Origin of the sequence: Pseudomonas sp. DC3200b2 (assembly GCF_049895785.1) — a bacterium.
Taxonomy (GTDB): domain Bacteria; phylum Pseudomonadota; class Gammaproteobacteria; order Pseudomonadales; family Pseudomonadaceae; genus Aquipseudomonas; species Aquipseudomonas massiliensis.
Window position 1 is genome coordinate 121,058 of record NZ_JAFCTA010000006.1, and the last position, 15,756, is coordinate 136,813.

A 15,756-nucleotide genomic window follows, 5' to 3' on the forward strand; every position below is an offset into this window, starting at 1 on the left:
CAGCCGACCATCGCGCAGATCAAGACCAGCATCACCGAAGCGCGCTCCACGGCGGACCAGTCTTCGGAAATCGCCCGGCAGACCAGCGAAGGCATGCAGGTACAGTTCCGCGAGATCGACCAGGTCGCCACCGCTTCCAACCAGATGAGCGCGACAGCCCAGGAAGTGGCAAGCAGCGCTTCCAACGCTGCCACTGCGGCCAGGGGCGCGGACCAGTCGGCCCGGGACGGCATGACCATCATCGAGCGCAGCACCCAGGATATCAACGGCCTGGCCGTGGAAGTCAGCAAGGCTGTGAGCGAAGTGGAAACCCTGGCGGTGAACAGCGAACAGATCGGCACCGTGCTCGAGGTCATCCGCAGTATCGCCGAGCAGACCAACCTGCTCGCGCTCAACGCAGCGATCGAGGCGGCTCGCGCCGGCGACAGCGGCCGCGGCTTTGCCGTGGTGGCCGACGAAGTGCGCAATCTGGCCAAGCGGACCCAGGATTCAGTGGAGGAAATCCGCCACGTGATCGAGCGCATCCAGAGCGCGACCCGCGACGTGGTTTCGACCATGCATTCGAGCCAGGGCAAGGCTCAGGAAAACGCCGCGCAGATTCTCCAGGCTTCGTCGGCGCTGGCGCGCATCAGCGAGGCGGTGGGCGTGATCAGCGACATGAACCTGCAGATCGCCAGCGCGGCCGAGGAGCAAAGCGCGGTGGCCGAGGAAGTGAACCGTAACGTATCGGCCATTCGCCAGGTGACCGAGACCCTGACTGAGCAGGCCACCGAGTCGGCGCAGGTGAGCAGCCAGCTCAATGCCCTGGCCAGCCAGCAGATGCGCTTGATGGATCAGTTCAAGGTCTGACCCAATCCCGCCATAAGGGTCTATGCTGCCCCACACGCCCCGGACAATCCGGGGCGTGTGCATTCAGGACCCTCACCATGTTCGAGCCCGGCCGCCTGCATCTGGAGCATAGTCCCGTCCAACCGCCGGACGTAGCCTATGAACTCATCATTACCTATGCCCCAGCGAGCAGCCAGGACGGGCCCTCGATGCATTTCCAGGTAACCGGTCATATCGCCGGCCAGCCTGTGGACGAAAGCTTCGACCTGGCGGCGGACCTGGCCTTCAACTTCGCCAGTAGCATCGACCATCTGGCCCGTCGTCATGGTTTGCCTGCCACCCAGGTCGTGCCCATCAGCCTGCACAAGCAGTACGACGAGATGTTCGCCGATATCCAGCAAAAGCTCGGACGCCATTGCGGCGACCCTGTGGATGCGCGGCACCTGGGCAAGGCCTGAGCGCCCGGCCCGGTTCCTTCGGCCGACGCCAGCGGGCATAATCCGCGACTTCAGCGGCTTCGCACCTCTTCGCTCATGCGCATTCATGTCAGCTTCCAAGACCGCGTCGGCATTACCCAGGAAGTGCTCGCCCTGCTAGGCGCGCGCAACCTGAACCTGGATGCCGTCGAGATGGTGCCTCCCAACGTGTACATCGACGCGCCGACGCTGAGCCCGGCCGTGCTCGATGAGCTGCGCGACGCGCTGTTCAGCGTGGCCGGCGTGCGTGCGGTGACCGTTGTAGACATGCTGCCGGGGCAGCGTCGACACTTGCAGCTTGATGCACTGCTGGCCGCCATGAGTGATCCGGTGCTGGCGGTGGATACCCAAGGCACGGTGCTGCTGGCCAACCCGGCGATGGTCTCGCTGCATGGCAGCGAACCCGCGGGCTTGTCGGTACAAAACCTGTTCGATGATCCCAATCTGTTGGCTGCCTTGCTCGAACAGGACTTCCGGCTGCCCTTGCGGGAAGTGGCCATCCAGGGCGAAACCCTCCTGCTGGACGCCACGCCCATTCCCCATGCCGGCGCGCTGCTCACCCTCTACCCGCCGCACCGCATCGGCGAACGCCTGGCAGCCCTTCACCACGACCATGCCGAGGGCTTCGAAGCCTTGCTCGGCGAGTCGACCGCCATCCGCCAGCTCAAGGTCCGGGCCCAGCGCATCGCTACCCTGGACGCGCCCTTGCTGATCCAGGGCGAAACGGGCACCGGCAAGGAGCTGGTCGCCCGGGCCTGCCATGCGGCCAGCGCGCGCCACGCGGCTCCTTTCCTGGCGCTCAATTGCGCGGCGCTTCCGGAGAACCTGGCTGAAAGCGAACTGTTCGGCTATGCGCCCGGCGCTTTTACCGGCGCCCAGCGCGGCGGCAAGCCAGGGCTGATGGAGCTGGCACACCAAGGCACGGTCTTTCTCGACGAAATCGGCGAGATGTCACCCTACCTGCAAGCCAAGCTGCTGCGTTTTCTCAATGACGGCACTTTCCGTCGGGTAGGTGGCGAACGCGAGGTGAAGGTCAATGTGCGGATCTTGAGTGCCACGCACCGGGACCTGGGCAAGATGGTCAGCGAAGGACGCTTCCGTGAAGACCTTTACTACCGTCTCAATGTGCTCAACCTGGACGTGCCGCCTCTGCGCGACCGTGGCCAGGACATTCTCCTGCTTGCGCGCTGGTTCATGCGCCAGGCCTGCGCCCAGATCGGCCGCCCCGTTTGCCGCCTGGCTCCCGGCACCTATCCCGCCTTGCTGGGCAACCGCTGGCCCGGCAACGTGCGCCAACTGCAGAACGTGATCTTCCGCGCCGCAGCCATCTGCGAAGGCAGCCTGGTGGATATTGGCGACCTGGACATCGCGGGAACGTCCGTGGCCCAGACCCATGAGCGGAACATCCAAAGCCTGGAGCAAGCCGTCGAAGACTACGAACGCGCGCTGCTGGAACGGCTCTACGTCGACTATCCCTCCTCTCGCCTGCTGGCGGCCCGCTTGCAAACCTCACATACGGCCATTGCCAATCGCTTGCGCAAGTACGGTATTCCCCACGCGCCCAGCGCCTGATACTGTCACGATTTCTTTACGGTGTATTGAATTCGATACAGCCTGACAGGCTGATAATGCTGGGCTTGGCGGTGGAACCTGTAAAGCTTTCAAGACAGCCGAACTTCAAAGCCGCTTCACCTTTTTACGAAGCCTAGCAAAACAAGGGGTTGCCCGGGTTGGCAACCATATTGCAATACGCACTCATTCGCCCGCTGGGCTTGGTTGCCCGACTGGCTTGAGCCCTTGGCTTTATCGGCCTTCAGGAGTATTGCATGAGCGCCTTACGCTTCACCCGGGAACACGAATGGCTGCGCGTCGAAGCCGACGGCAGCGTCACCGTGGGCATCACCGATTTCGCCCAGGAGGCTCTTGGTGACCTGGTCTTCGTGCAACTGCCGGACACCGGCGATCATCTCGCTGACGCTGAAGTCGCTGTGCTGGAGTCTGTAAAGGCAGCGAGCAGCATCAATATGCCCCTGGGTGGGACCATCGTGGAAGTGAACCAGGCCCTTGGAGACCGCCCTGAGCTGGTGAACTCGGCGCCCCTGGGCGATGGCTGGTTTTTCCGTTTCATTCCCGCGAACGCCGCGCAGCTCGATGGCCTGCTCGACCAAGCCGCCTACGATCAGCTGATCGCCGCCCAAGCCTGAGGAGCCGCCACCATGCCTTTCAACCTTGCCCTGACTACCGAAAACGAATTCATTGGCCGCCATATCGGGCCTGGCGCCGAAGATGAACGCGCCCTCCTGGCTACCCTGGGCTTCGACAGCCTGGACGCGCTGACGGCCGCCGTGGTGCCCGACACCATCAAGGGCACCAGCGTGCTGGAGCAGACCCAGGGCCAGAGCGAAGCCCAGGCCCTGGCGGCGCTCAAGGCCATCGCCGGCCGCAACCGGTTGCTCACCAGCTTGATCGGGCAGGGGTACTACAACACCCACACCCCCGCCCCCATCTTGCGCAATCTGTTGGAAAATCCCGCCTGGTACACCGCCTACACCCCTTATCAGCCAGAGATATCCCAGGGCCGTCTGGAGGCCCTGCTGAATTTCCAGACGATGGTCAGCGACCTCACCGGGCTGCCTATCGCCAACGCTTCGCTGCTGGATGAAGCCACCGCCGCTGCCGAAGCCATGACCTTCTGCAAGCGCCTGTCGAAAAACCGCGCCGCCAAGGCCTTCTTTGCCTCCGTGCACTGCCATCCGCAAACGCTGGATGTATTGCGTACCCGCGCCGAGCCTTTGGGAATCGAGGTGGTGGTAGCCGACGAACAGCTTCTGGAAGACACCAGCGGCTTCTTCGGCGCGCTGCTGCAATACCCGGCCAGCAATGGCGACCTGCTGGACTACCGCGCGGTCGTCGAGCGTTTCCATGGCAGCCAGGCCCTGGTGGCGGTCGCCGCTGACCTGCTGGCACTGACGTTGCTCAGCCCACCCGGTGACTTCGGCGCCGACGTGGCCATTGGCAGCGCCCAGCGCTTCGGCGTGCCCCTGGGCTTCGGCGGGCCTCATGCGGCCTATTTCGCCACCCGCGACGCCTACAAGCGCGACATGCCGGGCCGCCTGGTGGGGGTGTCCATCGACCGTCTCGGCAAGCCGGCGTACCGCCTCGCCATGCAGACCCGTGAGCAGCACATCCGTCGCGAGAAGGCCACCAGCAACATCTGCACCGCCCAGGTACTGCTGGCCAATATCGCCAGCATGTTCGCCGTCTACCATGGGCCTGAAGGCCTGCGACGAATCGCCCAGCGCACCCACGCCCTGACTGCTATCCTGACGGCGGGGCTGACACAGATGGGCGTGGTGGTGGAGCAAACCCACTTCTTCGACACCCTGACCCTGCGCACCGGCGCCGATACCGCCAGCCTGCATGCCAAGGCGCGAGACGCGGGCTACAACCTGCGCCATGTGGACGAGCAACGCCTGGGCCTCTCCCTGGATGAAACCAGTCGTCAAACCGATGTGGAGGCCCTGTGGGGGCTGTTCGCCAAGGGTACCCTGCCCGAGTTCGAAGCCCTGCGCGCCAGTACCGACAGCGCCTTGCCCGAGGCTCAACTGCGCCGGGGAGAGATCCTCAGTCATCCGGTGTTCAACCGTTATCACTCCGAAACCGAACTGATGCGCTATCTGCGTCGACTGGCGGACAAGGACCTGGCCCTGGACCGGACCATGATTCCCCTGGGTTCGTGCACCATGAAGCTGAACGCCGCCAGCGAGATGATTCCCGTGACCTGGGCCGAGTTCGGTCATCTGCATCCCTTCGCACCGGCCGAGCAGAGCCAGGGCTACCAAGCCTTGACCGAAGAACTGGAAGCCATGCTGTGCGCCGCCACCGGCTATGACGCCGTGTCGCTGCAACCCAATGCCGGCTCCCAAGGTGAGTATGCCGGTTTGCTGGCCATTCGTGCCTACCATCTGAGCCGTGGCGATCACCAGCGCGACCTCTGCCTCATCCCTTCCTCGGCCCATGGCACCAACCCGGCCACGGCGCATATGGCCGGCATGCGCGTGGTGGTCACCGCGTGCGATGCCCGAGGCAATGTCGACATCGACGACCTGCGCGCCAAGGCTGAAGAGCATCGGGACCGCCTGGCCGCGCTGATGATCACCTACCCTTCCACCCACGGCGTTTTCGAGGAAGGCATCGGCGAAATCTGCCAGATCATCCACGACAACGGCGGCCAGGTGTACATCGACGGCGCCAACATGAACGCCATGGTCGGCCTGTGCGCGCCAGGCAAGTTCGGCGGCGACGTTTCCCACCTGAACCTGCACAAGACCTTCTGCATTCCTCATGGCGGTGGCGGCCCTGGTGTCGGTCCTATTGGCGTCAAGGCGCACCTGGCGCCTTTCCTGCCTGGCCACGAGCAACTGGCCCGCAAGGAGGGCGCGGTGTGCGCGGCCCCCTTCGGCAGCGCCAGCATCCTGCCGATCACCTGGATGTACATTCGCATGATGGGCGGCGCCGGACTCAAGCGGGCATCCCAGGTGGCCATCCTCAACGCCAACTACATCGCCCGCCGCCTGGAGGAGCACTACCCGGTGCTCTACACCGGCGGCAACGGCCTGGTCGCCCACGAATGCATCCTCGACCTGCGCCCGCTCAAGGACAGCAGCGGCATCAGCGTGGACGACGTGGCCAAGCGCCTGATCGACTTTGGCTTCCACGCCCCGACCATGTCCTTCCCCGTAGCCGGCACGCTCATGATCGAGCCCACTGAAAGCGAGTCCAGGCAAGAGCTTGATCGCTTCTGCGACGCGATGATCTGCATTCGTGAGGAAATCCGCGCGGTAGAAAGCGGTGCCCTGGACCCCGAGGACAACCCACTGAAGAACGCGCCGCACACGGCCGAGGAACTGCTGGGGGAATGGGCCCACAGCTATAGCCGCGAGCAGGCCGCCTATCCTCTGGCCAGCCTGCGCGGCACCAAGTACTGGCCGCCGGTTGCCCGTGTCGACAATGTGTTCGGTGACCGCAACCTGGTCTGCGCATGCCCGCCTATCGAAGCCTACCAAGAGGCCTGAAGGCCGGAGCGGATCATGTCTCTGAGTGTGTTCGACCTGTTCAAGATCGGCATCGGCCCATCCAGCTCCCATACCGTGGGGCCCATGCGCGCCGCCGCGCGTTTCGTCGAGGGCATGCGCCGGGATGGCCTGCTCGAGTCGGTGCGGGAGGTACGCGTCGAGCTGTACGGCTCGCTGGGCGCCACGGGCAAGGGTCATGGCAGTGATAAAGCCGTGCTCCTGGGCCTGGAAGGCGAACAGCCAGATACTATCGACACCCGTGTCCTGGAGGCGCGCCTGACGGCCATCCGCGCCAACGGCCGCTTGCGGCTGGGGGGCGAGCGGGAAATCCCCTTCGTGGAAAAGCAGCACTTGGCGATGATCCGCAAGCCCCTGCCCTACCACCCCAACGGCATGATCTTTCGCGCGCTGGATGGCGCCGGCCTGCAGGTGCGCAGCCGGGAATACTACTCTGTCGGCGGCGGTTTCGTGGTGGATGACAGCGCCGTCGGCACCGACCGCATCGTCGCCGACACCACCGTGCTGCCGCTGCCCTTCACCACTGCCAGGCAGTTGCTGGCGCATTGCGCCGAGCAAGGCCTTTCGGTCAGTCAGGTGATGCTGGCGAACGAGGCCGCCTGGCGTCCTGAAAGCGAAACCCGCGCCGGCTTGCTGCAGATCTGGCAGGTCATGCAGCAATGCGTGGCCGCCGGATGTGAAAACGAAGGCATTCTTCCGGGGGGGCTCAAGGTGAAACGCCGCGCGGCGGGCCTGTACCGGCAACTGCGTAGCCATCCCGAGGCTGCTCTGCGCGACAGCCTGTCAGTGCTGGACTGGGTGAACCTCTATGCACTGGCGGTCAATGAAGAAAACGCCAGCGGCGGCCGGGTGGTCACCGCTCCCACCAACGGCGCGGCCGGCATCGTGCCAGCGGTGCTGCATTACTACATGCGCTTCGTTCCCGGGGCGACCGAAGACGGCATTATCCGCTTCCTGCTGACCGCGGCGGCCATCGGCATTCTTTATAAAGAAAACGCCTCTATCTCAGGCGCCGAGGTCGGCTGCCAGGGCGAAGTAGGCGTGGCCTGCTCAATGGCTGCCGGCGGGCTGTGCGAGGTGATGGGCGGCACCCCTCAACAGGTGGAGAACGCCGCGGAGATCGGCATGGAGCATAACCTGGGCCTGACCTGCGACCCCATCGGTGGCCTGGTACAGGTGCCCTGCATCGAGCGCAACGCCATGGGCTCGGTCAAGGCGATCAACGCTGTGCGCATGGCCCTGCGTGGCGATGGGCAGCACCATGTGTCCCTGGACAAGGTCATCCGCACCATGCGCCAGACCGGCGCCGACATGAAGAGCAAGTACAAGGAAACCGCTCGCGGCGGCCTGGCGGTCAACATTATCGAATGCTGACGGCCCATGGCCGCGGCAGAAGGAGCTCACCGATGTCCGATGTATTGCTGCAAACCCCCCTGCACGCGTTGCACCTGGAATTGGGCGCGCGCATGGTGCCTTTCGCTGGCTATCAGATGCCCGTGCAATATCCTTTGGGCGTGCTCAAGGAACATTTGCACACTCGCGCCCAGGCAGGGTTGTTCGACGTTTCCCACATGGGCCAGATTCGCCTCACAGGCCCCGGCGCCTGCGCTGAGCTGGAACGCCTGGTGCCGGTCGATATCCTGGACCTTCCGGTGGGCCAGCAGCGTTACGCTCTGTTTACCAATGACGATGGCGGCATCCTGGATGACCTCATGGTGGCCAAGCTGGGGCCGGAGGAGCTTTTCCTGGTGGTCAACGCAGCCTGCAAGGAGGCTGACCTTGCCCACCTGCGCCAGCACCTGCCAGGCAACCTGAGCATCGAGCCGCTGTTCGACAGCCGCGCCCTTCTGGCCTTGCAGGGCCCACTGGCCGCGGCGGTGCTGAGCCGCCTGCAACCCGCGGTGGCGACCCTGACCTTCATGCAGGTCGTCGAGGTAGAACTCCTGGGGGTAGCCTGCCTGGTTAGCCGTTCGGGTTACACCGGAGAAGATGGCTATGAAATCTCGGTACCTACCGCTCGTGCCGAGGCGCTGGCGCGCCGCCTGCTGCAGGAGCCGGAAGTCCAGCCCATCGGCCTCGGCGCTCGCGATTCCCTGCGCCTGGAAGCAGGCCTCTGCTTGTACGGGCACGACATGAACGCGGGAATGACACCGGTGGAAGCCAGTCTGGGTTGGGCGATTTCCAAGGCACGCCGCCAGGACGGGACGCGGGCGGGTGGCTTCCCTGGCGCGGACCGGATTTTCGCCCAGCAACGCGAAGGCGTCGCGCGTAAACGGGTTGGCTTGTTGCCAGACGGCAAACTACCCGTACGTGAAGGCGCCGACGTTATCGATGAGCAGGGTACCGTGGTGGGCCGGGTATGCAGCGGTGGCTTCGGCCCTACCTTGAACGCGCCTGTGGCCATGGCATGGCTGGAAGTGCCCTACTGTGGCAAAGGTACCCAACTTCGTGCACTGGTCAGGGGCAAGCCAGTGCCTGTTACGGTAGCACCCATGCCCTTCGTGGCGCAGCGGTATTACCGAGGCTAAGCTATATAGGCACCTTGACGGGTTTTTGTAACAGTCACGTCATGGCGCTGTGTTTGCATAGCAAACCGCAGGAACTATTCGACGCTTATATAAGCGTTTGTTCCAACTGCTGGCCTGTTTGGAACAAGGCAGAAAAACGGTAAGAAAAGGCACGAAAGCATCCCGATTCGGGGCTTGTTTTTGTAACTGGAGTTGGCGTAGAGTCGTCTCGACTGTGTTTGCATGGGTCGCTATGGTTCGTGACCTGGGCAGTAGCGTGATGGCTTTGCTACAACCCGTTCTACGCCTCTACTTCCTGCAACCAGCAAACAGCGAACTTTCATACTGGAAAGTGGCTGACATCAACATTGAGTTCCAAGGAATAAGACATGAGCGAGCGTCAGAGCGGTACCGTCAAGTGGTTCAACGACGAAAAAGGTTTTGGTTTTATCACTCCTGAGAATGGTCCGGACCTGTTCGTGCACTTCCGCGCTATTCAAGGCAACGGCTTCAAGAGCCTGAAAGAAGGCCAGAAAGTCACGTTCAAAGCCGTGCAAGGCCAGAAGGGCATGCAGGCAGACGAAGTTCAAGCCGAAGGCTGATCCGCTTCGCATGAAAAAGCCCCGGCAAGTGCCGGGGCTTTTTTTTGTTTGTGCGGTGAGGTGCAGCCACAGCTGCCAGATGGGGCGCGCATCGGCGCGCCCGTAAGATTGGCGCCTACCCTGCCCTGCGCAGCAGCCAGGCACCAGCAAGGGCGCATACCGCCGCTGGCAACGCCACCGCCAACAGTGGCGCAAAGCCAAACACCAGGCTGGAAGGCCCTAGCAGGTCCTGGGCAATACGGAACACGAAGCCCACCAGTACGCCGGTGAATACCCGTTGCCCCAAGGTCACCGAACGCAGCGGACCGAAGATGAACGAGATCGCCATCAGCACCAGCGCGGCCGTCACGAAGGGCTGCAGTACCTTGGTCCAGAATGCCAGCCAGTACTTTCCGCTGTTCAGACCTTGAGCGCTCAGGTAGTGGATGTAGTCCCACAGGCCGGTGATCGAGAGCGACTCGGGCGCCATCACCACCGTGCCGAGGAGCTGAGGCGTGAGCGCCACATCCCAACGCAGCGCGTCCTGGCTGACCACTTCGGTATGGTCGCCCTTGAACTCGGTGGTGGTGACCTGGTTCAACTGCCAGTGGTCCTGCTCGTAGGTCGCCTTGCGAGCGAAACTGGAACGCAACAGGTGACGCTGGTCGTCGAACTCGTAACGCGTCACGCCGTACAACAGGCCGTTGGGCTGCACCGTGTTGATGTGGATGTACTCATTGCCCTGGCGATGCCATAGCCCATGCTTGCCGCTCTGCGCTTCACCGCCGCCCTGGGCGAGGGAACGCGAGGCCTGGGCCTGGTCCTCGGCTGGCGGCGCCACGTATTCACCGATGAGCACACCGGCCAGCATCAGCACCAGCATGGGCTTCATCACCGCCCAGACGATGCGCGCCACCGATACGCCGGCGGCGCGCATGATGGTCAGCTCGCTACTGCTGGCCAGGCTGCCGAGGCCGATCAGGCAGCCGATCAGGGCCGACATCGGCAACAGTTCGTACAGCCGCCTCGGCGCGGTCAGCAACACATACCAGGCCGCGCTCCCAAGGGTATAGGTGTCGCTCAGGTCACCCAGCTCGTCGATCAGGGCGAACAGGGTCGCCAGGCCCAGGATGATGCCCAGCACCGCCAGGATGGCGACGAAGACGCTACGGCCGATATATCCGTCGAGCTTTCTCATTGGGCCAACTCCACGCGGCTACGCCGGCGCGCCAGGGCGAGCCGCCAGGGTTGCCAGCCCATCATCGCTACCCCGATGACCAGGAAGAGTGCGTGCACCCACCACAATCCGAGACCAATGGGCAGCCGTCCCTTTTCCAGGGCGCTGCGCACCGAGATCAGGATGGTCAGATAGGCCATGTACAGCAGGATCGCCGGCAACAGCTTGAGGAAACGGCCCTGGCGCGGGTTGACCCGTGAAAGCGGAACCGCCATCAGCGCCACGATGAAGACCAGCAGAGGCAAGGACAGCCGCCATTGCAGCTCGGCGCGGTCCCTCAGCTCGCTGGAGCCCAGCAACGTAGCCGTTGGAATCGCCTCGCGCTCGCTGATTTCCTCGCTTACCTCCGGCTTGGGCAACATCACCCCGTAGGTTTCATACTTGATCGCCCGATAGTCCGGTTGCCCCGGATTGCCGTCATAACGGTAGCCGTTCTCGAGGATCAGGTAGCGGTTGCCATCGGCGTGTACTTCCTGGCGTCCCTTGTCCGCCACCAGCACGGAAATCCCGCGATCCTTCTTGCCGTCACCAGAGGCGCGCGTCTCCGAAATGAAGACACCACCCAGGTTGGCCCGGTCTTCGGAAAGCTCTTCGGTGTAGGTTACCCGCGAACCGTCGCGCAGCATCTGGAAGCGCCCCGGCACCAGAGTGTCGAATTCAGTGAGCGCATCCTGCTGGTTGAGAATCTGCGCCACCCGGGTGACACCCTGGGGCGCCAGGCCCAGGCTGAGCCAGGCCACCAACGCCGCAACCACCGCGGCCGGGACCATGGTGATGCCCAGCAACCGCTGCTGGCTCATGCCCGTGGCCGACAGCACGGTCATTTCGCTTTCCAGGTACAGCCGCCCGTAGGCCAGCAGGATGCCCAGGAACAAGCCCAACGGGAGAATCAGCTGCAGGAAGCCAGGCAGGCGAAAACCCATGATCTGGAACAGCACGCCAGGGTCCAGCGCGCCGCTGGCGGCCTGGGCCAGGTACTTGATGAAGCGCCCGCTCATGATGATCACCAGCAGCACGGCGCTTACCGCGCTCAGCGTGATCAGGACTTCGCGGGACAGATAACGGAAAACGATCAAACCAGACACTCCGAGGTTACCCGCCTCAGCGGCCATGGACTCGGGCGACACGCGCACAGGCCCGACGGAAAAAGTGCGCGCATTATCCTGTGAATGGGGGTGCCTGTCACTTGGCGACGTGCGGCCAGGGTTGTCAGGGGGTCAGGCTCGGGCTCAAACTGAGCCTCATGCTCGCGCGTGCCATGCTGCCGCGCCGCGCCGCATTCGAACAACTGACTGAGGACGCTAAATGGAACTGCTTGTTAAAAGCGTGAACGCCGAAACGCTCAAGACTGGAACACTGGTGGTACCGGTCAGCGAAGGCCGTGTCTTGGGCACCCTTGCGCGCAAGCTCGATGAGCAAAGCAACGGCGCCATCAGCGCGGTGCTCAAGCGTGGCGACCTCGAAGGCAAGGCTGGTCAGACCCTCCTGCTGCACAGCCTGCCGGGCTTGCGCGCCGAGCGTGTGCTGCTTCTGGGCATTGGCAAGGAAAGCCTGGGCGATCGCCCGTTCCGCAAGGCGATCGCCGCCGTGGCCTCGACCCTGAAGAACCTGGGGGGCAGCGACGCCGCCCTGGCCCTCGACGAAATGCCGGTCAATGGCCGCGACACCTATGGCAAGGCTCGGCTGCTGGCCGAGACTTTGCTCGACGCCACCTACCTGTTCGAGCGCTACAAGAGCAAGAAGGCGGACCCCCGCGCCCTCAGGAAGATCACCCTGGTCACGGCCAAGGCCGACGTCGCCGAGGTCGAACGCGCCGTCCAGCACGCCCGCGCCATCGCCCTGGGCATGACCCTCACCCGCGACCTGGGCAACATGCCACCGAACGTGTGCCACCCGACGTTCCTCGGCGAGCTTGCCAAGGGCCTGGCCAAGGAGCACAAGAACCTGAAGGTCGAAGTGCACGATGAGAAGAAGCTGCAGCAGCTGGGGATGGGTTCGTTCCTGGCGGTGGCCCAGGGCAGCGCCCAGCCGCCTCGGCTGATCGTGGCCCAATACCAGGGCGCCGGCAAGAACGAACAGCCCTACGTCCTGGTGGGCAAGGGCATTACCTTCGATACCGGCGGTATCAGCATCAAGCCCAGCGCCAACATGGACGAGATGAAGTTCGACATGTGCGGCGCCGCCAGCGTGTTCGGCACCCTGCGCGCGGTGCTGGAGCTGGAGCTGCCGATCAACCTGGTCTGCCTGATGGCCTGCGCCGAGAACATGCCCAGCGGCACCGCCACCCGGCCGGGTGACATTGTCGAAACCATGAGCGGGCAGACCGTGGAAATCCTCAACACCGATGCCGAAGGCCGTCTGGTGCTGTGCGACGCGCTCACCTACGCCGAGCGCTTCAAGCCCAAGGCAGTGGTGGACGTGGCTACCCTCACCGGCGCCTGCGTGGTCGCGCTCGGGGGCCATACGTCCGGCCTGCTGGGCAATGATGACGGCCTGATCCAGGACCTGCTCGCCGCGGGCCGCCGCGCCGACGACCGCGCCTGGCAACTGCCGCTGTTCGACGAATACCAGGAGCAGTTGGACAGCCCCTTCGCCGACATCGCCAATATCGGCGGCCCCAAGGCAGGCACCATCACCGCGGCCTGCTTCCTCTCTCGCTTCGCCAAGAACTTCCAGTGGGCCCACCTGGACATCGCCGGCACCGCCTGGCTCAGTGGCGGCAAGGACAAGGGTGCGACCGGCCGGCCGGTTCCACTGTTGACCCAGTACCTGCTCGACCGCGTCGGCGCTTAAGGAGCCAGGGCCGCGCGGGCACTCCCGCGCGGCCTCGATACACATGACCCAAGTCGATTTCTATATTCTGCCCAGCCCGCTGCCCGCGGCGCGCCTGGATTTCGCCTGCAAACTCACGGAAAAGGCCTGGCGCCTGGGTCACCGGGTGCACCTGCATTGCCAGGACGAAGCCCAGCGTGACGAACTCGACAGCCTGCTCTGGCGGTTCAAGGGCGAGAGTTTCGTTCCTCACAGCCCGGGAGACGACATGAGCCTCGCGCCCGTTACCCTGGGGCTGGGCACGCCCACCGGCGAGCCCCATGACCTTCTGGTCAACCTTGCTTTGGCCGTACCGGACTTCGTGGCGCGCTTCACCCGGGTCGCCGAGGTAGTCACCGCCGACCCCGCCGTGCGTGCCCAGGCGCGGGACAATTTCCGCTTCTACCGTGAACAGGGCTATCCTTTGCAGGATCATCGCCTGACGCGTATCTGAGTTGCCTCCATGGATAAACCCGCCCCCCTTCCCGACTCCACCCAGCTCCTGGACGATCTGGAGTCCATCCGCCGCCTGCTGGGCGACGATGCCCTGGAGCCTCCAGTGCTCACCGAAACCGTCGAGGCATCGCCGGAAGAGGCCATCCCCTTGCTGTTCGAAGCCGTGGATGTCCCCGAAGACCGCCTTTGCGAAGCGCCGCTGCTGCTTGAAGTCGCTTCCCCCGCGCGGCCGACCCCGGAACAAAACCGCCAGGACACGCTCCTGCACCTGGAGGCCGACTTGCGCGAGGCTGCCCGCAAGATCATGCAGGACGTCATCGACGATTTCGCGCCCCATATCGAAACCGAGATCAAGCGGCGCCTGGAAGCCCGCATGCAGCGCCTGATCGAACGTCCTGTCGGTACGCCTGAAACCGGCTCGTAGTCCGCTTTCGTCCGCGTTTGCTGGCGCTAATTCCATGTCCAGCGGAAAAATCCGTTTCCATGGAACTTTACAAGGGCTCAGATGTATCCGAACTTTACCAAGCGGATCCTCTTTCGCTAAGCTTGCCTGATCGTCGAGACATTCGATGATGCCCGGCCGCGCTCCATGATGAGAGCGCAAATCGGCCGGCCCTTACCTTTTGTTGTCAAGGAAGTAACAGATGTTCAAGCAAGGTTTGCTCGCAATCTCCCTCGTCGCCATTCTTACCGGTTGCCAAGCCACTGGTGATCAGTATCAGGCCGATGTGTTCGACGCCTCTCAGGTCAACAACCAGCAGGAAGCCAAGACGGTCAAAATCATCTCGGTTTCCCCTACTCGCATCAAGGTCTCCAATGAACGCAATCGCCAGGCCGCCACGCTGGTAGGTGGCGTGCTGGGCCTGGCGGCGGGTGGCGCGCTGGGCGCCAGCAAGAACCGCGACACGGCCATAGTCGGCGGCCTGGCCGGCGGCGGTGCTGGCGCTCTGGCAGGCTCCATGGTCAACGACACCACCCTGGTACCTGGCGTACTTATCGGCTATGCCGATGAAGGCAAGATTTTTACCTCCGCCCAGGTAGGCAAGCTCTGCGAGTTCAAGCCTGGGGAAATTTCGTTGATGGTCAAAACAACCGCTAACGAATCTCGCATTCAGCCCAACGCGACCTGTCCAGAGCCGGCCAAGGGCTGAGGTAACCATGAAACAGGCTTATCTAGCGCTGGCGCTATGCGCCCTGAGCCTGCCAGCCATGGCTCAAAGTCCCTTCGATCAGTTGCACCAAGTCGAGCAACAACAGCAAGAGGCCGAGGCCGCACGGCAGGCGGAGCTCAAGCGCCAATACGATGCCGAGCGCGCTCGCCAAGAAGCACAGGCCGCGGACTATCGTCGCAAACGATTGGCGGCGGAACAGCAAGCCCAGGCAAGACGCCAGGCTGAGCGCAAGGAAGAGCAAGCGGAAGCCAAGCGTCAGCAGGCGCGCAGCGAGCGCTTCGAAGAAGAAGATCGCGCACTGGCGTTGGAAGAGCGGCGACTCAAGCTTGAAGCCATGAAAGCACGCACCGCCCGTACCAACGACTATATCGATGCCGAACTGCGCCATAGCGCCGCTCAAACCGACGTGATCCAGTCTGAGGCCGATGCTACCCGCAACGTCAGTTCCGGGGCCAAGGCGCTAATGGAAAACGCCGGTGAGGCTGAGGTCAACCGGTCCAAGAAATTGTTCGGCAATTAAGCTGAGCCGGGAGGCCGGCATTAGCAGCAAAACGCTTGCCATGCCGGCCGACTTCACCTGCCCTCCCTTTCGGCA

General features: G+C 63.6%; 15 protein-coding genes. 13 read left to right on the top strand and 2 right to left on the bottom strand.

Annotation, left to right across the window (positions count from 1 at the left end; genetic code table 11):
- Positions 1-93 precede the first annotated feature (93 nt).
- The 8 genes from ACP691_RS17800 (at position 94) to ACP691_RS17835 (ending at position 9,506) form a co-directional block, all read left to right on the top strand.
- Positions 94-849 carry a methyl-accepting chemotaxis protein gene (locus ACP691_RS17800; protein WP_426152273.1) on the top strand — a complete coding sequence of 252 codons (756 nt, stop codon included), beginning with the start codon at positions 94-96 and terminating at the stop codon, positions 847-849.
- A gap of 77 nt (positions 850-926) precedes the next feature.
- Positions 927-1,286 (top strand): DUF5064 family protein, encoded by a 360-nt coding sequence (locus tag ACP691_RS17805; RefSeq protein WP_426152002.1) that lies wholly within the window; start codon positions 927-929, stop codon positions 1,284-1,286.
- Between the two features lie 75 nt (positions 1,287-1,361).
- Entirely contained in the window at positions 1,362-2,876 is a 1,515-nt protein-coding gene (locus tag ACP691_RS17810; RefSeq protein ID WP_426152004.1) for a sigma-54-dependent transcriptional regulator, read from the top strand.
- Positions 2,877-3,130: 254 nt separating this feature from the next.
- Entirely contained in the window at positions 3,131-3,508 is a 378-nt protein-coding gene (gene gcvH, locus ACP691_RS17815; protein ID WP_426152006.1) for a glycine cleavage system protein GcvH, read from the top strand.
- Positions 3,509-3,520: 12 nt separating this feature from the next.
- Positions 3,521-6,379, top strand: coding sequence for an aminomethyl-transferring glycine dehydrogenase (gene gcvP / locus ACP691_RS17820; RefSeq protein WP_426152008.1), 2,859 nt, complete (start codon positions 3,521-3,523; stop codon positions 6,377-6,379).
- A 15-nt stretch (positions 6,380-6,394) separates the two neighbouring features.
- Positions 6,395-7,771, top strand: coding sequence for an L-serine ammonia-lyase (locus ACP691_RS17825; RefSeq protein ID WP_426152010.1), 1,377 nt, complete (start codon positions 6,395-6,397; stop codon positions 7,769-7,771).
- Positions 7,772-7,803: 32 nt separating this feature from the next.
- Entirely contained in the window at positions 7,804-8,925 is a 1,122-nt protein-coding gene (gcvT, locus tag ACP691_RS17830) for a glycine cleavage system aminomethyltransferase GcvT (RefSeq protein WP_426152012.1), read from the top strand.
- A gap of 368 nt (positions 8,926-9,293) precedes the next feature.
- Positions 9,294-9,506, top strand: a complete 213-nt coding sequence (locus ACP691_RS17835) for a cold-shock protein (RefSeq protein ID WP_426152014.1) — start codon at positions 9,294-9,296, stop codon at positions 9,504-9,506.
- Positions 9,507-9,621: 115 nt separating this feature from the next.
- Here the strand turns inward: ACP691_RS17835 and lptG are convergent, their stop codons facing one another.
- Both lptG and lptF read right to left on the bottom strand, forming a co-directional pair.
- Positions 9,622-10,683 carry an LPS export ABC transporter permease LptG gene (gene lptG / locus ACP691_RS17840; RefSeq protein WP_426152016.1) on the bottom strand — a complete coding sequence of 354 codons (1,062 nt, stop codon included), beginning with the start codon at positions 10,681-10,683 and terminating at the stop codon, positions 9,622-9,624.
- Positions 10,680-11,798, bottom strand: a complete 1,119-nt coding sequence (lptF, locus tag ACP691_RS17845; protein ID WP_426152018.1) for an LPS export ABC transporter permease LptF — start codon at positions 11,796-11,798, stop codon at positions 10,680-10,682. Before lptF ends, lptG begins: the two co-directional genes overlap by 4 nt.
- Positions 11,799-12,027: 229 nt before the next feature.
- On the opposite strand from lptF, the gene ACP691_RS17850 reads away from it, so the two are divergent.
- The 5 genes from ACP691_RS17850 to ACP691_RS17870 all read left to right on the top strand — a co-directional run bounded on the left by ACP691_RS17850 (position 12,028) and on the right by ACP691_RS17870 (position 15,681).
- Complete coding sequence (locus ACP691_RS17850; RefSeq protein ID WP_426152020.1) at positions 12,028-13,515, top strand: leucyl aminopeptidase; 1,488 nt, start codon at positions 12,028-12,030, stop codon at positions 13,513-13,515.
- Positions 13,516-13,558: 43 nt separating this feature from the next.
- Positions 13,559-13,987, top strand: a complete 429-nt coding sequence (locus tag ACP691_RS17855) for a DNA polymerase III subunit chi (RefSeq protein WP_426152022.1) — start codon at positions 13,559-13,561, stop codon at positions 13,985-13,987.
- 9 nt (positions 13,988-13,996) lie between these two features.
- Entirely contained in the window at positions 13,997-14,413 is a 417-nt protein-coding gene (locus tag ACP691_RS17860) for a DNA polymerase III subunit chi (RefSeq protein WP_426152024.1), read from the top strand.
- A 220-nt stretch (positions 14,414-14,633) separates the two neighbouring features.
- Positions 14,634-15,140 (top strand): hypothetical protein, encoded by a 507-nt coding sequence (locus tag ACP691_RS17865; protein WP_426152026.1) that lies wholly within the window; start codon positions 14,634-14,636, stop codon positions 15,138-15,140.
- A 7-nt stretch (positions 15,141-15,147) separates the two neighbouring features.
- On the top strand, positions 15,148-15,681 hold the full coding sequence (locus ACP691_RS17870; protein ID WP_426152028.1) for a DUF5384 family protein: 534 nt from the start codon (positions 15,148-15,150) through the stop codon (positions 15,679-15,681).
- The last annotated feature ends 75 nt before the right edge of the window (positions 15,682-15,756 follow it).

Bases quoted from the DNA above. Each gene is read 5' to 3' on its own strand.
- ACP691_RS17800 (WP_426152273.1), top strand. From the start codon at position 94: ATGCAGGTACAGTTCCGCGAGATCGACCAGGTCGCCACCGCTTCCAAC.
- ACP691_RS17805 (WP_426152002.1), top strand. From the start codon at position 927: ATGTTCGAGCCCGGCCGCCTGCATCTGGAGCATAGTCCCGTCCAACCG.
- ACP691_RS17810 (WP_426152004.1), top strand. From the start codon at position 1,362: ATGCGCATTCATGTCAGCTTCCAAGACCGCGTCGGCATTACCCAGGAA.
- gcvH (WP_426152006.1), top strand. From the start codon at position 3,131: ATGAGCGCCTTACGCTTCACCCGGGAACACGAATGGCTGCGCGTCGAA.
- gcvP (WP_426152008.1), top strand. From the start codon at position 3,521: ATGCCTTTCAACCTTGCCCTGACTACCGAAAACGAATTCATTGGCCGC.
- ACP691_RS17825 (WP_426152010.1), top strand. From the start codon at position 6,395: ATGTCTCTGAGTGTGTTCGACCTGTTCAAGATCGGCATCGGCCCATCC.
- gcvT (WP_426152012.1), top strand. From the start codon at position 7,804: ATGTCCGATGTATTGCTGCAAACCCCCCTGCACGCGTTGCACCTGGAA.
- ACP691_RS17835 (WP_426152014.1), top strand. From the start codon at position 9,294: ATGAGCGAGCGTCAGAGCGGTACCGTCAAGTGGTTCAACGACGAAAAA.
- lptG (WP_426152016.1), bottom strand. From the start codon at position 10,683: ATGAGAAAGCTCGACGGATATATCGGCCGTAGCGTCTTCGTCGCCATC.
- ACP691_RS17850 (WP_426152020.1), top strand. From the start codon at position 12,028: ATGGAACTGCTTGTTAAAAGCGTGAACGCCGAAACGCTCAAGACTGGA.
- ACP691_RS17855 (WP_426152022.1), top strand. From the start codon at position 13,559: ATGACCCAAGTCGATTTCTATATTCTGCCCAGCCCGCTGCCCGCGGCG.
- ACP691_RS17860 (WP_426152024.1), top strand. From the start codon at position 13,997: ATGGATAAACCCGCCCCCCTTCCCGACTCCACCCAGCTCCTGGACGAT.
- ACP691_RS17865 (WP_426152026.1), top strand. From the start codon at position 14,634: ATGTTCAAGCAAGGTTTGCTCGCAATCTCCCTCGTCGCCATTCTTACC.
- ACP691_RS17870 (WP_426152028.1), top strand. From the start codon at position 15,148: ATGAAACAGGCTTATCTAGCGCTGGCGCTATGCGCCCTGAGCCTGCCA.